Here is a 14,865-nt window from a genome sequence, read left to right on the forward strand (position 1 = left end):
TAAAAATGCGGCAATATTTTTGAATATTTCGTAATTTTGCCGCACTAAAAAATCAGATTGATAATTCATGAAACAAGTAGCACCCTATAAGCCAAAACATAAAGTCAGAATCGTAACAGCAGCCTCATTGTTCGATGGTCACGATGCCTCTATTAATATCATGCGTCGTATCATTCAAGCCACAGGTGTAGAAGTTATCCATTTGGGCCATGATAGAAGTGTGGAAGAAGTCGTCAATACAGCCATTCAAGAAGATGCTAACGCTATTTGTTTAACATCGTACCAAGGTGGCCACAATGAATATTTTAAATACATGCACGACCTTCTTGAAGAAAAAGGTGCAGGTCATATAAAAATCTTTGGCGGCGGCGGCGGTGTTATTTTGCCTTCTGAAATTAAGGAGCTTATGGATTACGGTATTGACCGTATCTATTCTCCTGATGATGGTCGCGAAATGGGTTTACAAGGAATGATTAATGATTTGGTTGAACAATCTGATTTTGCCATAGGCGATTCTTTAAATGGTGAAGCAAAAAATCTTATCAATAAGGATCCAAGGGATATTGCTCGTGTCATTTCATCTGCTGAAAACTTCCCTGATGTTGCCAAAGCTGCTTTAGATGAAATTCATAAAAAGAATAAAAATTCAGTAACACCAGTATTAGGTATTACAGGAACTGGTGGAGCAGGTAAATCGTCTTTGGTTGACGAATTGGTACGTCGCTTTTTAATCGATTTCCCAGAAAAAACGGTTGGTTTAATTTCTGTTGACCCTTCAAAACGAAAAACGGGTGGTGCACTTTTAGGTGATAGGATTAGAATGAATGCCATCAATTCACCACGTGTATATATGCGTAGTTTGGCGACACGTCAATCTAATTTGGCTTTATCAAAATATGTCAATGAAGCTGTTGAAGTATTGAAAGCTGCTGAATATGATTTAATTATTCTGGAAACATCAGGTATTGGGCAGTCTGATACTGAAATCATAGAACATTCTGATTTATCACTTTATGTGATGACACCAGAATTTGGTGCAGCCACACAGTTGGAAAAAATCGATATGCTTGATTTTGCCGATTTGGTCGCTATAAATAAGTTTGATAAACGCGGTTCATTGGATGCTTTGCGTGATGTGAAAAAACAATACATGCGCAACAATAACCTTTGGGATACGCCACAAGATGAGTTGCCTGTTTTTGGAACCATAGCATCACAGTTTAACGATCCTGGTATGAATACGCTTTACAAAGCGGTTATGGATAAATTGGTTGAAAAAACAGATGCCGATTTAAAATCGACTTTTCATATTTCAAATGAAATGAGTGAGAAGATATTCGTTATTCCACCTGCACGAACACGATATTTGTCTGAAATTGCAGAGAATAATCGTGGTTATGACAAAACTGCAAATGAACAAGTCGAGGTTGCCCAAAAATTGTATGGCATTTATAAGACTATTTGTTCAGTAGCCAATGTCGCTTCGAGCGATGTCGAGAAGTCTTTGATCATTAAATCGGGTTTAAATCAAGATGAGATTTTGAATCAAGTTCAGAATGACAATGATAAAGATTTTTTAAAATTATTACTTAAAGAATTCGATCGCGTAAAGTTAAACCTTGACCCTTATAATTGGGAAGTGATTTTAGGTTGGGATGAAAAGGTCAATAAATACAAAACCCCAATTTATTCTTTCAAAGTAAGGGATAAAGAAATCAAGATAGAAACCCATACGGAGTCCTTGTCTCATACACAGATTCCTAAAGTAGCACTGCCAAAGTACCAAGCTTGGGGTGATGTTTTACGTTGGACATTACAAGAAAATGTACCAGGTGAGTTTCCTTATACTTCAGGATTATATCCGTTTAAACGCACAGGTGAAGATCCAGCCAGAATGTTTGCAGGTGAAGGCGGTCCAGAGCGTACCAATAAACGTTTTCATTACGTAAGTCAAGGTATGCCTGCAAAACGTTTGTCAACGGCTTTTGATAGTGTAACCTTGTACGGCAATGACCCAGATTATCGTCCAGATATCTATGGAAAAATTGGAAATGCAGGCGTATCCATTTGTTGCTTGGATGATGCCAAGAAATTATATTCTGGTTTCAATCTGGCCGATGTCATGACATCTGTGAGTATGACCATTAATGGACCTGCACCCATGTTGCTTGGGTTCTTTATGAATGCAGCCATAGATCAACAATGTGAACTATACATTAAGGAAAATGGTCTGGAAAAAGAGGTGGAGTCTAAAATAGCTGAAATCTACAAGAATAAAGGTGTTGTTAGACCACAATACCATGGCGACCTACCTGAGGGTAATGATGGTTTAGGGTTAATGTTGTTAGGTGTAACTGGAGACCTAGTGTTACCGGCTGCTATTTATAATGATATAAAAATTAAAACCATTTCTCAAGTTAGAGGAACCGTACAGGCGGATATTTTAAAGGAAGACCAGGCTCAAAACACCTGTATATTTTCAACGGAATTTGCCTTACGTTTAATGGGTGATGTTCAAGAATATTTCATTGAAAATAATGTGAGAAACTTTTATTCGGTTTCTATTTCTGGATATCATATTGCCGAAGCAGGTGCCAATCCTATTTCGCAGTTAGCATTCACTTTGGCAAACGGTTTTACTTATGTGGAGTATTATCTCTCTCGAGGTATGGATATCAATAAATTTGGCCCAAACTTATCATTCTTTTTCTCAAACGGAATTGATCCAGAATATGCTGTGATTGGACGCGTTGCCAGAAAGATTTGGGCAAAAGCTTTGAAGCATAAATATGGGGCCAATCCACGCGCCCAAATGTTGAAATATCATATTCAAACGTCTGGACGTAGTTTGCATGCTCAAGAAATTGACTTTAATGATATCCGTACAACGCTTCAAGCATTGTATGCCATTTATGATAACTGTAATTCACTTCATACCAATGCTTACGACGAAGCGATTACTACACCAACCGAAGAGAGTGTACGTCGTGCTATGGCTATTCAGTTAATAATCAATAAAGAATTAGGTTTGGCTAAAAACGAAAATCCAATACAAGGGTCGTTTATTATTGAAGAATTAACTGATTTGGTTGAAGAAGCTGTTTTAGCCGAGTTTGATAGGATTACAGAACGCGGTGGTGTTTTAGGCGCTATGGAAACCATGTATCAGCGTAGTAAAATTCAAGAGGAGAGTTTATACTACGAAACTTTGAAACACAATGGTCAATTCCCCATAATTGGTGTAAATACATTCTTAAGCTCTAAAGGCTCACCAACAGTTCAGCCTGCAGAAGTTATCCGAGCCACTGAAGAAGAAAAAGAAAATCAAATAAAAACTTTGGAAAATCTTCATAAAGGAAATGATACCAAAGCGCTATTGAAAGACTTACAAATGAAAGCCATAAACAATCAAAATATTTTTGAAGCCTTAATGGATGTTTGCAAAGTGTGCTCTTTGGGTCAGATTACAGAAGCCTTATTTGAAGTTGGTGGACAGTATAGAAGAAATATGTAAATTGTGTAGCAATCAATTTATTATATTTTATGTATCGATTTTTTTTAGCATTACTGCTCATTTTATGTTTTAATTGCAATGCTCATTCCCAGGATGGTAAGATTGTTAATAAAGAAACGTTTGTTATTTCAGATAGCATAATTAATCGTATCAGTTCTTTTGATGCTGAATTAGCAGAAGAATTAGACGAACTAAATTTTTACAAGATTACTTATTTGTCTGATGGTTTGCGTATTAAAGGTTTTATAGCTGAACCTAAAAAAGAGGGTAAATTTCCATGTATTGTATCAAATAGAGGCGGTAACCGAGATTTTGGACAATGGACTGATATAAGTGTTGTTTATTTTTTGGGTAAAATGGCTAGTTGGGATTATGTGGTTGTTGCAAGCCAATATAGAGGCGTTGATGGCGGTGAAGGCCTAGAAGAGTTTGGCGGTAAGGATGTCAACGACGTATTGAATTTAGTAAATACCCTAAAAGAAGTTCCAAAAGCCGATACCAATAGAATTGGTATTCAAGGCGGTAGTAGAGGTGGTATGATGACTTATTTAGCGCTGAAGGAAAGTTGTGATTTTAAAGCCGCTTCAGTTACTGCAGGGGCCGCCAATGCCTTTAAAAATATTGAAAGCCGGCCAGACATGGAAAAGCATGTTTACGCAGAACTTGTTCCCAATTATTGGGAAAATAAAGAAACCGAATTAAAAGCACGTTCTGCCGTATTCTGGGCGGATGAGATTTGTAAAACTACACCGCTTTTAATCATGCATGGTAGTGCAGACTGGCGAGTATTGCCTGAAGAGTCTATGGAATTGGTTAAAAAACTTTACAAAGCTAAACACCCAACACGTTTTATACTGTTTGAAGGCGCCGATCATGGTATTCGTGAATTTCGAAAAGATCTATTTTATGAAATGAAACGCCACTTCGATTATTATGTTCGTGATTTAAATGCGTTACCCAATATGGAGCCACATGGCAGATAATTTTAAAGTGTAAGCATCCAGCTGCGTTGTAATTTTTTAAACGTTTTTAATTCAGAATTTAATAGTGGTAAATAGTCTTTGCCATTACTGTTTGCTTTTTCTAATCGCTTAATGTTTTTGTTGAGCAAATGTGTGAGTCGTTGTATTGATGCAATGTGCTTATACTTTTTATCGGAATGGCGCTCTTGTTCTGCTTTTACAATTTCTGGTGCCAAGGATACCGATTGCTGTACAATATCTCCTGAAAAATAGATGTGACTATTTTCTGATCCGTCTTCCAATAAAGATGATAAATCTTGATTTAAATACGTAGAAATGCTTCTAGACAATGTAATGATTTCCATAGCCTTTTGATAAATAGGCAGGTAGTACAGATTTGATGGGATATTAGGTATCATGGTAATAACAGCAATTTCATCAAAATTAGTGACAAGAAAACATATTATACTTTAGTTATTAATGTAAAATTGTATATTTGATTTAATTATTAAGTTATTTATATACTATTGCTTTAAAATGAGTATTGATTCGCTTAACTGGAAAATTTTAACGTGTTTACAGCAAAATGCGCGACTTTCCAATGCAGAAATTGGACGACAAGTAGGTGTCAGTTCACCAGCGGTTTCTGAACGCATAAGAAAAATGGAAGACCTTGGTATTATTCAAGATTACCACACAACAGTCTCGCCATTTGAAGCAGGTTATCAATTAAAAGCCTTGATAACCATTAGAGCTTTTATGGGCATGTTAAAACCGTTTTTAGATAAGGTGAAAACCTATGATGAGGTAATTAATTGCTATCGTATTACAGGCAATGAAAACATTGTTATGGAGGTCGTTTTAAAAAACCAAAAACACTTGGAGGCTTTTATCGACCAGCTTATTGTTTATGGTGAGACCAAAACACAAATTGTGCTTTCCCATGTTATTAAACATAATCCGGTTAAGCCTTTAAAATAATTAATCCTCGTCACTTTCGTCATCGTTTGATGGAATATCGTTATCTGGATCATGGTCATCATAGTTTATTCCAGGTGGATTGAATAAGCCCCAACGGTCAATGATATAATTCCAGGGATCGAAAGTTTTGACCCATTTAGCAAATAGAATTCTGAATTCTTCCATTTCTGCACGTAAAACATCCAAATATTCTATGTCTTTAAAGCCATAATATTCCAACGTGGTTAAATCTGTTAATATTTCTCTGGCAGCTTTTCTAATAATGGTCGCATTTTCCATTTTGATGTCATATAAAGTGTCTTCTTCTACTGCTGCTGCGATATTTGAAGGAAGGATTAGCGAATTATCCACCAGATAGTTTATACTGTCGTCTATCATTTTTCCATCTTCTTCAGTTTCAAAGAACATCTCTGATTCCATCGTGATTTCAACAATGGAATCAATGAGTGTCCTAATACTTTCAGCTTTTTGGAATATTGGTAGGTTTTCCCAAGGTCTATCCATAACTTAATTCATTTTTAGCTTTTAAATATCGTTTTAATATCCATAATAACAAAGCGCAAACCATTCCAAGACCTGTCATAATATACCAGGTATTATCAAAACCAATAGAGTCTACCAATTGCATACCGGCATTATGGCCAAAAATATGTGCTATGGAAAACGAAATGGTGTAAAGCGCCATGTATTCACCTTGATTGCCTTTTTTTGCACGTTCCATGGCAAAAGCATTGGAAAACGGAAACGCTATCATTTCTCCTATGGTCATAAATAACATACCTATCAGTAATATTCCTATCCATGATGTTATGTTGAGTACTAAAAAACTCATGGCTGTTAAAAATGCACCAACCAACATTAATGTGGCTTTCGAGTTTTTGGTATTTTCCAACCATTTTATAAGTGGCATTTCCAAAAGGAAAATAAACGCACCATTTAATCCTAAAAGCATACCAATTTCTAGTTCAGAAAGCATATGAACATCTTTATAGTATATAGGCATTGTTGAAAAATATTGCAGGAATATGACTCCAAACAGTGTCATTGATATCAAGAAAATCCAAAACGCCTTGTCTTTATAGGCAGATTGGGGATTTTCATTAATAACAGTATCTAAAGGTTTGGCTTTTTTAGGGTGTAACACTCTAATTAACAACAGTGTTGCCAGTATACAAGTGATCCCATCTACCCAAAACAAACCTGAGTAGCTCATGGAGGTAATAATTAATCCACCCAATGCTGGCCCAGCTGAAAACCCTAGATTTATGGCTAGACGAATAAGTGTTACACTACGTGTTTTATTTTCTGGTTTACTATAGGCGCTTAATGCTACAAACATAGCTGGACGAAACATATCGGCCACAAGCATTACTAGAAAAATACCCAAACAAATAGAAGCAAAAGTGTTTAAAAACTGTAAGCCAATAAAAAGTACACCTGTGGTTAAAAGGCTTCTAACCATGACTTTGTAATATCCTATTTTGTCGGTTAGCTTACCTCCAAGCCAAGATCCTGCAAAAGAACCCAAACCAAAGGCCGTCATAATCCATCCCACATCTTTAGGTTCAAAATGTAAATCTTCAGTTAGGTATAAAGACAAAAATGGAATGACCATCGTACCAGCTCTGTTTATAAGAGTTATAAGTGCGAGCCACCATATCTCTTTAGAGAGGCCTTTAAACGTGTTTAAATAGTTAAAGTATAGTTTTTTCATTTTTTGATTGCTAGTTGTAAAAATAAAAAGTCCGACGTTTATGTCGGACTTTTCTATATTGTTAAATTATATGTTTATATCATCATAATATATAGCCAGCCCAACTTCTTTCCCAAGAGGTTTGTCTTTGTGTATATTTAACGATACAGTTGTTCATTGTTTTCTAAAATGTTTACCAAAACTAGGTAAAAAAACTTTAAGTTGTATTTTTGAAGTCAAAAAAATATTATGATGAAAAACATTCTTATACTTTTTCTAGCTATTACTGCTCTTGCCTGCGCTCAAGATAAGCAACCCATTTTAGGTGAAACAGATTGGCAAAAGCAAATTAATGCTGATTTTAAAGATGCTACTAAGTCTCCATTAAAAGATAAGGATAGAAAAGATTTTATTGGGTTAGATTTTTTTAAGTTCGATTCGGTTTATGTTGTATATGCAACATTAAAGAGAACACCTGACGAGAAACCCTTTAAAATGAAGACAACCACAGAACGATTGGCCAATTATGTAAAATACGGCACAATTGTTTTTGAATTAAGCGGAAAAGAGCACGAACTTAATATTTATCAAAATCTAGACTTGTTAAAAAAACCTGGTTATGAAGATTATTTGTTCTTGCCTTTTTTAGACAATACCAATGGAGAGGGTAGTTATTCTGGTGGGCGATATGTTGAAGCTAGAATTCCGGAAGGTGATATAATTCAAATAGATTTCAATACTGCTTATAATCCTTATTGTGCTTATAATGATAAATACTCTTGTCCTATTGTGCCTAGAGAAAACACGCTGTATACACGAATTGAAGCAGGTGTAAAGGCTTTTAAAAAGCACTAAATATATCTTATTTTACTAAAAACATACCAAAGAATACAGCTAGAAAACCAATTGCAAAACTGGCAATGGTATAAATAGCAAAGCTTGTGAAATCGCCTGATTTCAACATAACATGATTTTCGTATGCAAACGTTGAAAATGTTGTAAATCCACCACAAAAACCTGTTGCCAAAATTAATGTTTGACTGGAATTAAGCGTGTCGTTTTTTGCGGCCAACCCAAGAATGATTCCAATAAGTAGACTTCCTATAATATTAGCTGCGAAGGTACCATATGGTATTCCCGTTTCGGTACTATTCAAGAATTTTCCTAAAATATAGCGAAGAGCGCTACCTACACCACCTCCAATGAAAACTAAAATTAAATTCTTCATTTATTCTGCTAAAGCAATATATATTTCTGTTACCCAGTCAGCAGGGTTAGGAGTAGATCCAGGGTCAGTTAAATAAACTTCTAACATTGGCCCTGATTCAGCAATAATCAGTTGGTAGTTTTCAATATACTCAAAAGTTTTATCCCAAGCTTCTTTTAGGTTTTCGTAATCTCCAGTTAAAGTCGTTCTAACGGCTTTGAATGGTTCTAATTGCCCAGTTAATATATCGCTTTCAGTAGTTATAACTTGTGCAGTTGTTGGAATACAGCAAGAAAACATTACTGCATTGTTTGCTTCATCCCACTTGTGATACATAACAAAAGGAGCTCCAGCCATTGGGATTTTATTTTTCATGGCATAATTACCAACTTTAGGCATCATTTGCTGCATTTTAGTTTTAAAATCACTCATTTTAGTCGATGTGGTATTGTAAATATAATAACCACCACTATGGTTAGTGACCCCTTGAACATTTATACTGTAAACGCTCATTGATGCTACAATAATACTATCAAGCTTTTCTAATCCGCGTTCATAATCAGGACCAATCATATTATCAAAACCACCGTTTATGAGTGCACTAGCTTTAAAGAAAAAAGGCACATTGTCACTATTCATTTTCCAGGTGACATTTGTTTTTCCATCATTGGTTGGTTCGAGATTCCAAGTTACTTGAGAAGGTTCAAAATCACCAAATTGTAATTCTTGGGTAATTGTATGGGGAGCATTAGTTTCTAAAGTTTTCATTCTACCTTCACCATGCGAATCAACCCACGAAAATGCACCGTCAATACCTGCAGTTTTGTCGTTTAATGTTATAACGGTTTCGGGATCATTTTCAACCCAAGAAGACCATGCTTCCCAATTTTTAAAGTCAATAACATTATTGTAAATTACAGCAGCTGGCGCATTAATGGTTCGAGATCGTTTTACTTCAAAGGAATTAGGTTGGACAGCAATATAGATTGATATTCCAATAACTAGTATTAAAACTATAAATAGAATGTATTTTATGGCTTTCATCTTTGGTAATTGTAGTTTAACCAAAGATAGTTAAATTATTAAAGTTATAAGAAAATAATCTTCGTAAGCGACCTATTGAAACAGCCACTTTATAGTAACAATAAAAAGTATAAACGAAATAAAAGCAATTAGAATCCATAAGCTCCCTTTGTAGTACTTATCATGAAGCTTTATGTCTTTACGATAGGCGTAAATAAGTGCAACAATAAATGCAATAGCAAATAAAACACCAAAAACCCATTGCCCCTTTGTAAACATATTGTTAGTTTTATGCGAAATTAACTAAAAAGAACAAGAATTCCGATTTTAAGGAAGCGAAAACAAATTATCATGAAGGAAAAAATTGAAGCTGTAAAAGCATTTCATACGGCATTTAAAATAGGTCATAGAGAAACCCCTAAAGCCGATTTGGGTTTAGAAAAAAATATGTTACGCTATAAACTCATGCGTGAGGAAAACGAAGAATATTTAGAAGCAGCTAATGATAATGATTTAGTTGAGGTTGCCGATGCTCTAGGTGATATGCTATATATATTATGTGGCACTATCATAGAACATGGTTTACAGTATAAAATTGAAGAAGTTTTTACCGAAATTCAACGTAGTAATATGAGTAAATTGGGCGAAGATGGAGAGCCTATTTATCGAGAAGACGGTAAGGTGTTAAAGGGTCCAAACTATTTCAAGCCCAATATTGAAGCTATATTGAAACAATAAAAAAAGCAGCTTGAAGCTGCTTTTTTTATGGGTTTAAACACTTAACCTCCAACCGTGTTTATCTTCGGTAAGGTTATGTTGTATATTTAGTAATTCCTGCTTTAATAGGGTAGCATAACTTTCTTCAATATCAGGTAATTCAAAAACCTCTTCTGCATGTTCGAAAGCTGAAATAGGGCTAATAACTGCTGCAGTTCCAGTACCGAAAACCTCTTTTAGGGATCCGTTGTTTGCAGCTTCTTTAACCTCACTAACGCTTATACGTCTAACTTCAACATTGATGCCTTTGTCTTTTGCTAATTGAATTATACTTTTTCTGGTAATACCATCAAGAATTCTATCATTGGTAGGAGCTGTAATTAATGTGTTATTAATTCTGAAGAAAATATTCATGGTGCCAGCTTCTTCCAAATATTCATGTGTATTCGCATCTGTCCAAATGATTTGTTGAAAACCTTTCTTTTGGGCAAGACTAGTTGGGTAAAATTGGGCAGCGTAATTACCAGCAGCTTTTGCAAAACCTACACCACCGTCAGCAGAACGGCTATATTTTTCAGCAAATAGCACACGCACTTTACCTGAATAATAAGCTTTGGCAGGCGAACAAATAATCATGAAGCGATATGAGTTTGCAGGAGCGGCAGAAATCGCTGGCTCAATGGCTATTATAAAAGGTCTTATATATAAAGAATTGCCAACACCAGGCTTTATCCATGCTTTGTCTAATTTCAGTAATTCGGTTAAGCCATTTAAGAAATATTGTTTTGGAAATTCTGGCATTGCAAGACGTGCAGCAGATTTATTAATTCGCTCATGGTTATCTTCAGGCCTGAATAGGAAAACATTTTCTGAATTGTCCTTAAAAGCTTTCATGCCTTCAAATACAGCTTGTCCATAATGGAATACACGTGCAGATGGCTCAATAGTCATGGATTGGTAAGGCATAATCTTTGGTTGTTGCCATTCACCATTAACAAAATCACATACAAACATATGGTCGGTAAAGACACGTCCAAAATCTATTTTATCAAAATCTACTTCATTTACTCTTGATTTCTCTACTCTAACTATATCGATTTCGTTAATCTTCTGATCTACCATTTTTTTCTGTTTTTTTGTGCTGCAAAAATACTTAATTTCCACCTTTTAAAAAACATAATAATTACTTAAAAAAAGCGTATATTTGAGGTTGAATTTTTATATTAATAATTACTTATGAAAAATATTTTCTCTTTACTATTACTAGCTTTTATTATTGTTTCATGTAAGAATAATGAGCAGAAAACAGAATTGGAAACTGTTGAAGTTGAAACTCCAGAAATTGCTTATGCCTCTTTTGGAGATAAAATTGAGGCAGATAATGCAGTTGATGCATCTGTAATGGCTGAGAAGTTTAAAGCCATGCAAGTAGGTGACAGCGTATCCTCAAAGATGGTAGCTAAAGTTGATGAGGTTTGTCAAGCTAAAGGATGTTGGATGCGATTGGATTTAGGTAATGACGAACAAGTAATGGTTAAATTTAAAGATTACGGGTTTTTTATGCCAAAAAATATTGCAGGTAAAGAGGTTATTATAAATGGGAAAGCTTTTGTAGAAGAAACACCTGTTGAAGAATTACGTCACTTTGCTGAAGATGCTGGAAAATCGGAAGAAGAAATAGCCGCAATTACTGAACCAAAAAGAACCTATTCATTTTTGGCTGATGGTGTGCTTTTAATTGAAGAATAGTGAAGTATTTAGTTTTAGTATTAAGTATATGTATTCTTTTTAGTTGTAAACAAAACGAGGAAACTCAAGAAGTAACTGCTAAACAGGAAAAGATTGTTTATGATATGTATGAGCCATCTGAAATGGCCAATCTCATGAATCAGATGTATGCACATAACCTAAAAGTCAAGAATGATATTTTGGCTGGAAATGTCCCTACAGAATTTCCGTTAGATTTTTTAAAGATCCATTCAGCAGAGATGTCTGAATTTAAAGAGCGAAATACTGTATTTCAAAGCTTTTCAGAGTTGTTTATTGAAGCAGAGAAAGACATTTATAATACAGAATCTACCGTTCCATTAGAAGACCGTTTCAATACAACAGTCAATCTTTGTATATCTTGTCACCAAACCGAATGTACAGGACCAATACCTAGAATAAAAAAGCTGTTGATTAAATAGTTTGAAACGCCAAATTATCACTACTGCAGATGGTTCAAAAACCATACAAATAGAAGATTGGAATGAGCAGTATCATTCAATTCATGGTGCCTTACAAGAGGCACAACATGTTTTTATAAAACACGGTCTCGAATATTTTATAGACCTTTTCAGAGATATAAAAATACCATCTATTTCAATATTAGAGATAGGGTTTGGAACAGGTTTAAATGCCTTTCTTACTTTACTGGAAGCCGAAAAAATGGAAACTCCAATTGATTATGTAGGTGTGGAGGCTTATCCAGTTTCAGTTTCTGAAATCCAAGCGCTTAACTATCCTGAATTATTAGAAAATGAGCGATTTGTCAATAGGTTTAAAGGTTTGCATTCATGTAGTTGGGAAGAAGAGCATACTATTTCACCACATTTTAATTTAACCAAAAGAAAGCAGGAGTTTCAAGGTTTAAATGATCAGAATCGTTTTGATATTATTTATTTTGATGCTTTTGGAGCCCGAGTTCAACCTGAATTATGGACAGAAACCATTTTTAAAATAATGTTTGATGCTTTAAGGAAAGATGGCGTTTTAGTTACTTATTCGGCCAAAGGAAGCGTAAGACGTGCCATGCAGGCTGTTGGTTTTACTGTTGAGCGGTTGGAAGGTCCTCCGGGTAAACGCGAAATGTTACGCGCTTGTAAAGAAGCGTAACATTCGGAGAGCGTTGTGAGCCCAATGTTTATAAGTAGAAAAGCGTAACATTCGGCAAGCAGAGCGAGTCAAATGCATCATGCTACGAAGCATTGTTAACTTTCGTTAAATCTGTTAAAGCTACATTAAACTATGGCTTTTTGCGCCATGCATTTCTTATCTTTATTAAAAATTGAATATGAAAGTTTTAATTACAGGAGCAACAGGCTTAATAGGTAAGTCTATTGTGCAGCAATGTCATGCGCTAGGTTACTCTGTACATTTTTTAACCACTTCAAAAAGTAAAATAGAAAATAATTCTAATTATCAAGGTTTTTTTTGGGATCCTAAAATTGGAGAGATTGATGCTAAATGTTTAGAAGGTGTTACCGCTATTATTAATTTGGCAGGTAGTACAATCGCCCAACGGTGGACAGAAGCTAATAAGAATAAAATTTTAGAGAGTAGAATTAATAGTTTAAAAATATTACACAGTTTATTAAGCGAACAGAAACATTCTATTAGTCATATTATTTCTGCCAGTGCCATTGGCATATACCCCAGTTCTGATACTAATTTTTATGAAGAAGACTTTTCTGATGTTTCTGAAACCTTTCTAGGAGAAGTTGTTGTAAAATGGGAATTAGAGGCAGATACGTTTAAAGAGTTGGGATTAACAGTTTCAAAAATACGAATAGGTTTAGTTTTAGATGATAAGGAAGGTGCTTTGCCTCAAATTGCTAGACCAGTTAAATTAGGGCTTGGAGCGGCTTTTGGAAATGGCAATCAATGGCAATCGTGGATTCATAAAACAGATTTAGCAGCCATATTTTTATACGTTATCAATCATAATTTGCCAGGTGTATTTAATGGCGTAGCACCTAATCCTGTAACCAATTCAGAACTAACCAAATCAGTGGCTCGAACCCTTAAAAGACCTTTATTACTTCCTAATATTCCTCAATTTATTATGAAATTAGTATTAGGTGATATGCATATCTTGTTGTTTGAAAGTCAGCGTGTAAGCAGTAAAAAAATTGAGAATAAAGGTTTTCAATTTACCTATGCCAATTTAAAGTCAAGTTTAGCCAATCTGTTATAAAAAAATAAAGCCGCCGTAAATTTACGGCGGCTTTATTTTCAAATTTTGCTCTTTTATTACGCTTTTTTTGCCGTAACTGAAATTTGTAGTTCAATATCGTCGTTAATGAACTTATCACCTAAATCATCAAAGAATGATTTTGATTTAAACTTAACGTTCCATTTAGAACGATCTATAGTAAACGTTTCACTGGTAATTGTAACCGTATCGCCATTTTCAGTTACATTGACAGGAATAGTAATGTTGTTTTCAACATCTTTCATTTTTAGATTTCCAGAAAGCATTGCTTTGCCATCCTGCATTTCAAAGGCTGTTACTTCGAAAGCTGAAGATGGATATTGCTCTACATGAAAGAAATCATCACTTTTTAGATGACCTGTTAATTTAGCATTACTTTCTTCTTCAGCAGGAATGTCTGTAACTGTTATTGAACCCATATCAATTAAGAATGAGCCACTCTCAATAGCAGTGTCGTTCATGGTAAACACACCATTTTCAATAGCAATAGTTCCTGTATGGGTTCCTGTTGGTTTAAATCCTTTCCACATAATAGTAGAGTTCCCAGCATCTACCAAGTATTTTGTAGAAACAGCAGTGGTTTCAGCAGTTTCTTCAGCTGTAGTAGTCTCGGCTTCTTTAGCTTTATCCTTACAGTTTGTAAGTGCAAGGGCTAATATTGTTATTCCAGCAAATTTTAAAAATGTTTTAGTCATAATAATTTTCTTTTAGTGTTATGACACAAAAATACGCATTAGTAGTCTAGATATTTCTAAAAAAAAACTTAAAAATTTTGAGTGACATTTTGACATT

At 34.8% G+C, this 14,865-nt stretch carries 17 protein-coding genes; 9 read left to right on the forward strand and 8 right to left on the reverse strand.

Annotated features, from left to right (window positions below; translation table 11 throughout):
* Positions 1 to 67 precede the first annotated feature (67 nt).
* Positions 68 to 3,514, forward strand: a complete 3,447-nt coding sequence (locus K7G76_RS05100) for a methylmalonyl-CoA mutase family protein (RefSeq protein ID WP_223033101.1) — start codon at positions 68 to 70, stop codon at positions 3,512 to 3,514.
* Positions 3,515 to 3,543: 29 nt separating this feature from the next.
* Positions 3,544 to 4,497 (forward strand): alpha/beta hydrolase family protein, encoded by a 954-nt coding sequence (locus K7G76_RS05105; RefSeq protein WP_223033102.1) that lies wholly within the window; start codon positions 3,544 to 3,546, stop codon positions 4,495 to 4,497.
* Between the two features lie 2 nt (positions 4,498 to 4,499).
* On the opposite strand, the gene K7G76_RS05110 is transcribed toward K7G76_RS05105, so the two are convergent.
* Positions 4,500 to 4,895, reverse strand: a complete 396-nt coding sequence (locus tag K7G76_RS05110; protein WP_223033103.1) for a hypothetical protein — start codon at positions 4,893 to 4,895, stop codon at positions 4,500 to 4,502.
* Positions 4,896 to 5,013: 118 nt separating this feature from the next.
* Here K7G76_RS05110 and K7G76_RS05115 point away from each other — a divergent pair, with 118 nt between their 5' ends.
* Complete coding sequence (locus K7G76_RS05115) at positions 5,014 to 5,457, forward strand: Lrp/AsnC family transcriptional regulator (RefSeq protein WP_223033104.1); 444 nt, start codon at positions 5,014 to 5,016, stop codon at positions 5,455 to 5,457.
* On the opposite strand, the gene K7G76_RS05120 is transcribed toward K7G76_RS05115, so the two are convergent.
* Positions 5,458 to 5,961: a hypothetical protein gene (locus K7G76_RS05120; RefSeq protein ID WP_223033105.1), complete on the reverse strand. Its 504-nt coding sequence runs from the start codon at positions 5,959 to 5,961 to the stop codon at positions 5,458 to 5,460. It abuts the gene before it with no gap.
* Positions 5,954 to 7,171: an MDR family MFS transporter gene (locus K7G76_RS05125; RefSeq protein WP_223033106.1), complete on the reverse strand. Its 1,218-nt coding sequence runs from the start codon at positions 7,169 to 7,171 to the stop codon at positions 5,954 to 5,956. The genes K7G76_RS05120 and K7G76_RS05125 overlap by 8 nt, the downstream gene beginning before the upstream one ends.
* A 231-nt stretch (positions 7,172 to 7,402) precedes the next feature.
* Here K7G76_RS05125 and K7G76_RS05130 point away from each other — a divergent pair, with 231 nt between their 5' ends.
* On the forward strand, positions 7,403 to 8,005 hold the full coding sequence (locus tag K7G76_RS05130) for a DUF1684 domain-containing protein (protein ID WP_223033107.1): 603 nt from the start codon (positions 7,403 to 7,405) through the stop codon (positions 8,003 to 8,005).
* 7 nt (positions 8,006 to 8,012) lie between these two features.
* Here K7G76_RS05130 and crcB read toward each other — a convergent pair whose 3' ends face one another.
* The 3 genes from crcB to K7G76_RS05145 form a co-directional block, all read right to left on the reverse strand.
* Positions 8,013 to 8,378 (reverse strand): fluoride efflux transporter CrcB, encoded by a 366-nt coding sequence (gene crcB, locus K7G76_RS05135; RefSeq protein ID WP_223033108.1) that lies wholly within the window; start codon positions 8,376 to 8,378, stop codon positions 8,013 to 8,015.
* Entirely contained in the window at positions 8,379 to 9,401 is a 1,023-nt protein-coding gene (locus K7G76_RS05140; protein ID WP_223033109.1) for an SRPBCC family protein, read from the reverse strand.
* Positions 9,402 to 9,473: 72 nt separating this feature from the next.
* The gene (locus K7G76_RS05145) at positions 9,474 to 9,659 is read right to left on the reverse strand and encodes a hypothetical protein (protein WP_223033110.1); all 186 of its coding nucleotides are present in this window, start codon (positions 9,657 to 9,659) and stop codon (positions 9,474 to 9,476) included.
* 72 nt (positions 9,660 to 9,731) lie between these two features.
* Between K7G76_RS05145 and K7G76_RS05150 the strand changes: the two genes are divergently transcribed.
* Complete coding sequence (locus tag K7G76_RS05150) at positions 9,732 to 10,118, forward strand: pyrophosphohydrolase domain-containing protein (protein WP_223033111.1); 387 nt, start codon at positions 9,732 to 9,734, stop codon at positions 10,116 to 10,118.
* Positions 10,119 to 10,151: 33 nt separating this feature from the next.
* On the opposite strand, the gene K7G76_RS05155 is transcribed toward K7G76_RS05150, so the two are convergent.
* Positions 10,152 to 11,219: a branched-chain amino acid aminotransferase gene (locus K7G76_RS05155; protein WP_223033112.1), complete on the reverse strand. Its 1,068-nt coding sequence runs from the start codon at positions 11,217 to 11,219 to the stop codon at positions 10,152 to 10,154.
* Between the two features lie 114 nt (positions 11,220 to 11,333).
* Here K7G76_RS05155 and K7G76_RS05160 point away from each other — a divergent pair, with 114 nt between their 5' ends.
* The 4 genes from K7G76_RS05160 to K7G76_RS05175 all read left to right on the forward strand — a co-directional run bounded on the left by K7G76_RS05160 (position 11,334) and on the right by K7G76_RS05175 (position 14,055).
* Positions 11,334 to 11,846 carry a DUF4920 domain-containing protein gene (locus K7G76_RS05160; protein ID WP_223033113.1) on the forward strand — a complete coding sequence of 171 codons (513 nt, stop codon included), beginning with the start codon at positions 11,334 to 11,336 and terminating at the stop codon, positions 11,844 to 11,846.
* A complete protein-coding gene (locus K7G76_RS05165) occupies positions 11,846 to 12,286 on the forward strand; it encodes a hypothetical protein (RefSeq protein ID WP_223033114.1) in 441 nt (146 codons plus the stop codon). The genes K7G76_RS05160 and K7G76_RS05165 overlap by 1 nt, the downstream gene beginning before the upstream one ends.
* 1 nt (position 12,287) lies before the next feature.
* Positions 12,288 to 12,974 (forward strand): tRNA (5-methylaminomethyl-2-thiouridine)(34)-methyltransferase MnmD, encoded by a 687-nt coding sequence (gene mnmD / locus K7G76_RS05170; protein ID WP_223033115.1) that lies wholly within the window; start codon positions 12,288 to 12,290, stop codon positions 12,972 to 12,974.
* 178 nt (positions 12,975 to 13,152) lie between these two features.
* Positions 13,153 to 14,055: a TIGR01777 family oxidoreductase gene (locus K7G76_RS05175; RefSeq protein ID WP_223033116.1), complete on the forward strand. Its 903-nt coding sequence runs from the start codon at positions 13,153 to 13,155 to the stop codon at positions 14,053 to 14,055.
* Positions 14,056 to 14,111: 56 nt separating this feature from the next.
* On the opposite strand, the gene K7G76_RS05180 is transcribed toward K7G76_RS05175, so the two are convergent.
* Positions 14,112 to 14,768 (reverse strand): YceI family protein, encoded by a 657-nt coding sequence (locus tag K7G76_RS05180; RefSeq protein WP_223033117.1) that lies wholly within the window; start codon positions 14,766 to 14,768, stop codon positions 14,112 to 14,114.
* Positions 14,769 to 14,865 lie beyond the last annotated feature (97 nt).

The organism is Hanstruepera marina, from assembly GCF_019880635.1.
Classification (GTDB): Bacteria; Bacteroidota; Bacteroidia; order Flavobacteriales; family Flavobacteriaceae; genus Hanstruepera; species Hanstruepera marina.

Coding starts and splice junctions, on each gene's coding strand:
- K7G76_RS05175 (WP_223033116.1), top strand. CDS start 13,153: ATGAAAGTTTTAATTACAGGAGCAACAGGCTTAATAGGTAAGTCTATT.
- K7G76_RS05125 (WP_223033106.1), bottom strand. CDS start 7,171: ATGAAAAAACTATACTTTAACTATTTAAACACGTTTAAAGGCCTCTCT.
- K7G76_RS05140 (WP_223033109.1), bottom strand. CDS start 9,401: ATGAAAGCCATAAAATACATTCTATTTATAGTTTTAATACTAGTTATT.
- K7G76_RS05120 (WP_223033105.1), bottom strand. CDS start 5,961: ATGGATAGACCTTGGGAAAACCTACCAATATTCCAAAAAGCTGAAAGT.
- K7G76_RS05100 (WP_223033101.1), top strand. CDS start 68: ATGAAACAAGTAGCACCCTATAAGCCAAAACATAAAGTCAGAATCGTA.
- K7G76_RS05145 (WP_223033110.1), bottom strand. CDS start 9,659: ATGTTTACAAAGGGGCAATGGGTTTTTGGTGTTTTATTTGCTATTGCA.
- K7G76_RS05160 (WP_223033113.1), top strand. CDS start 11,334: ATGAAAAATATTTTCTCTTTACTATTACTAGCTTTTATTATTGTTTCA.
- K7G76_RS05180 (WP_223033117.1), bottom strand. CDS start 14,768: ATGACTAAAACATTTTTAAAATTTGCTGGAATAACAATATTAGCCCTT.
- K7G76_RS05150 (WP_223033111.1), top strand. CDS start 9,732: ATGAAGGAAAAAATTGAAGCTGTAAAAGCATTTCATACGGCATTTAAA.
- K7G76_RS05155 (WP_223033112.1), bottom strand. CDS start 11,219: ATGGTAGATCAGAAGATTAACGAAATCGATATAGTTAGAGTAGAGAAA.
- K7G76_RS05130 (WP_223033107.1), top strand. CDS start 7,403: ATGAAAAACATTCTTATACTTTTTCTAGCTATTACTGCTCTTGCCTGC.
- K7G76_RS05105 (WP_223033102.1), top strand. CDS start 3,544: ATGTATCGATTTTTTTTAGCATTACTGCTCATTTTATGTTTTAATTGC.
- K7G76_RS05115 (WP_223033104.1), top strand. CDS start 5,014: ATGAGTATTGATTCGCTTAACTGGAAAATTTTAACGTGTTTACAGCAA.
- crcB (WP_223033108.1), bottom strand. CDS start 8,378: ATGAAGAATTTAATTTTAGTTTTCATTGGAGGTGGTGTAGGTAGCGCT.
- K7G76_RS05110 (WP_223033103.1), bottom strand. CDS start 4,895: ATGATACCTAATATCCCATCAAATCTGTACTACCTGCCTATTTATCAA.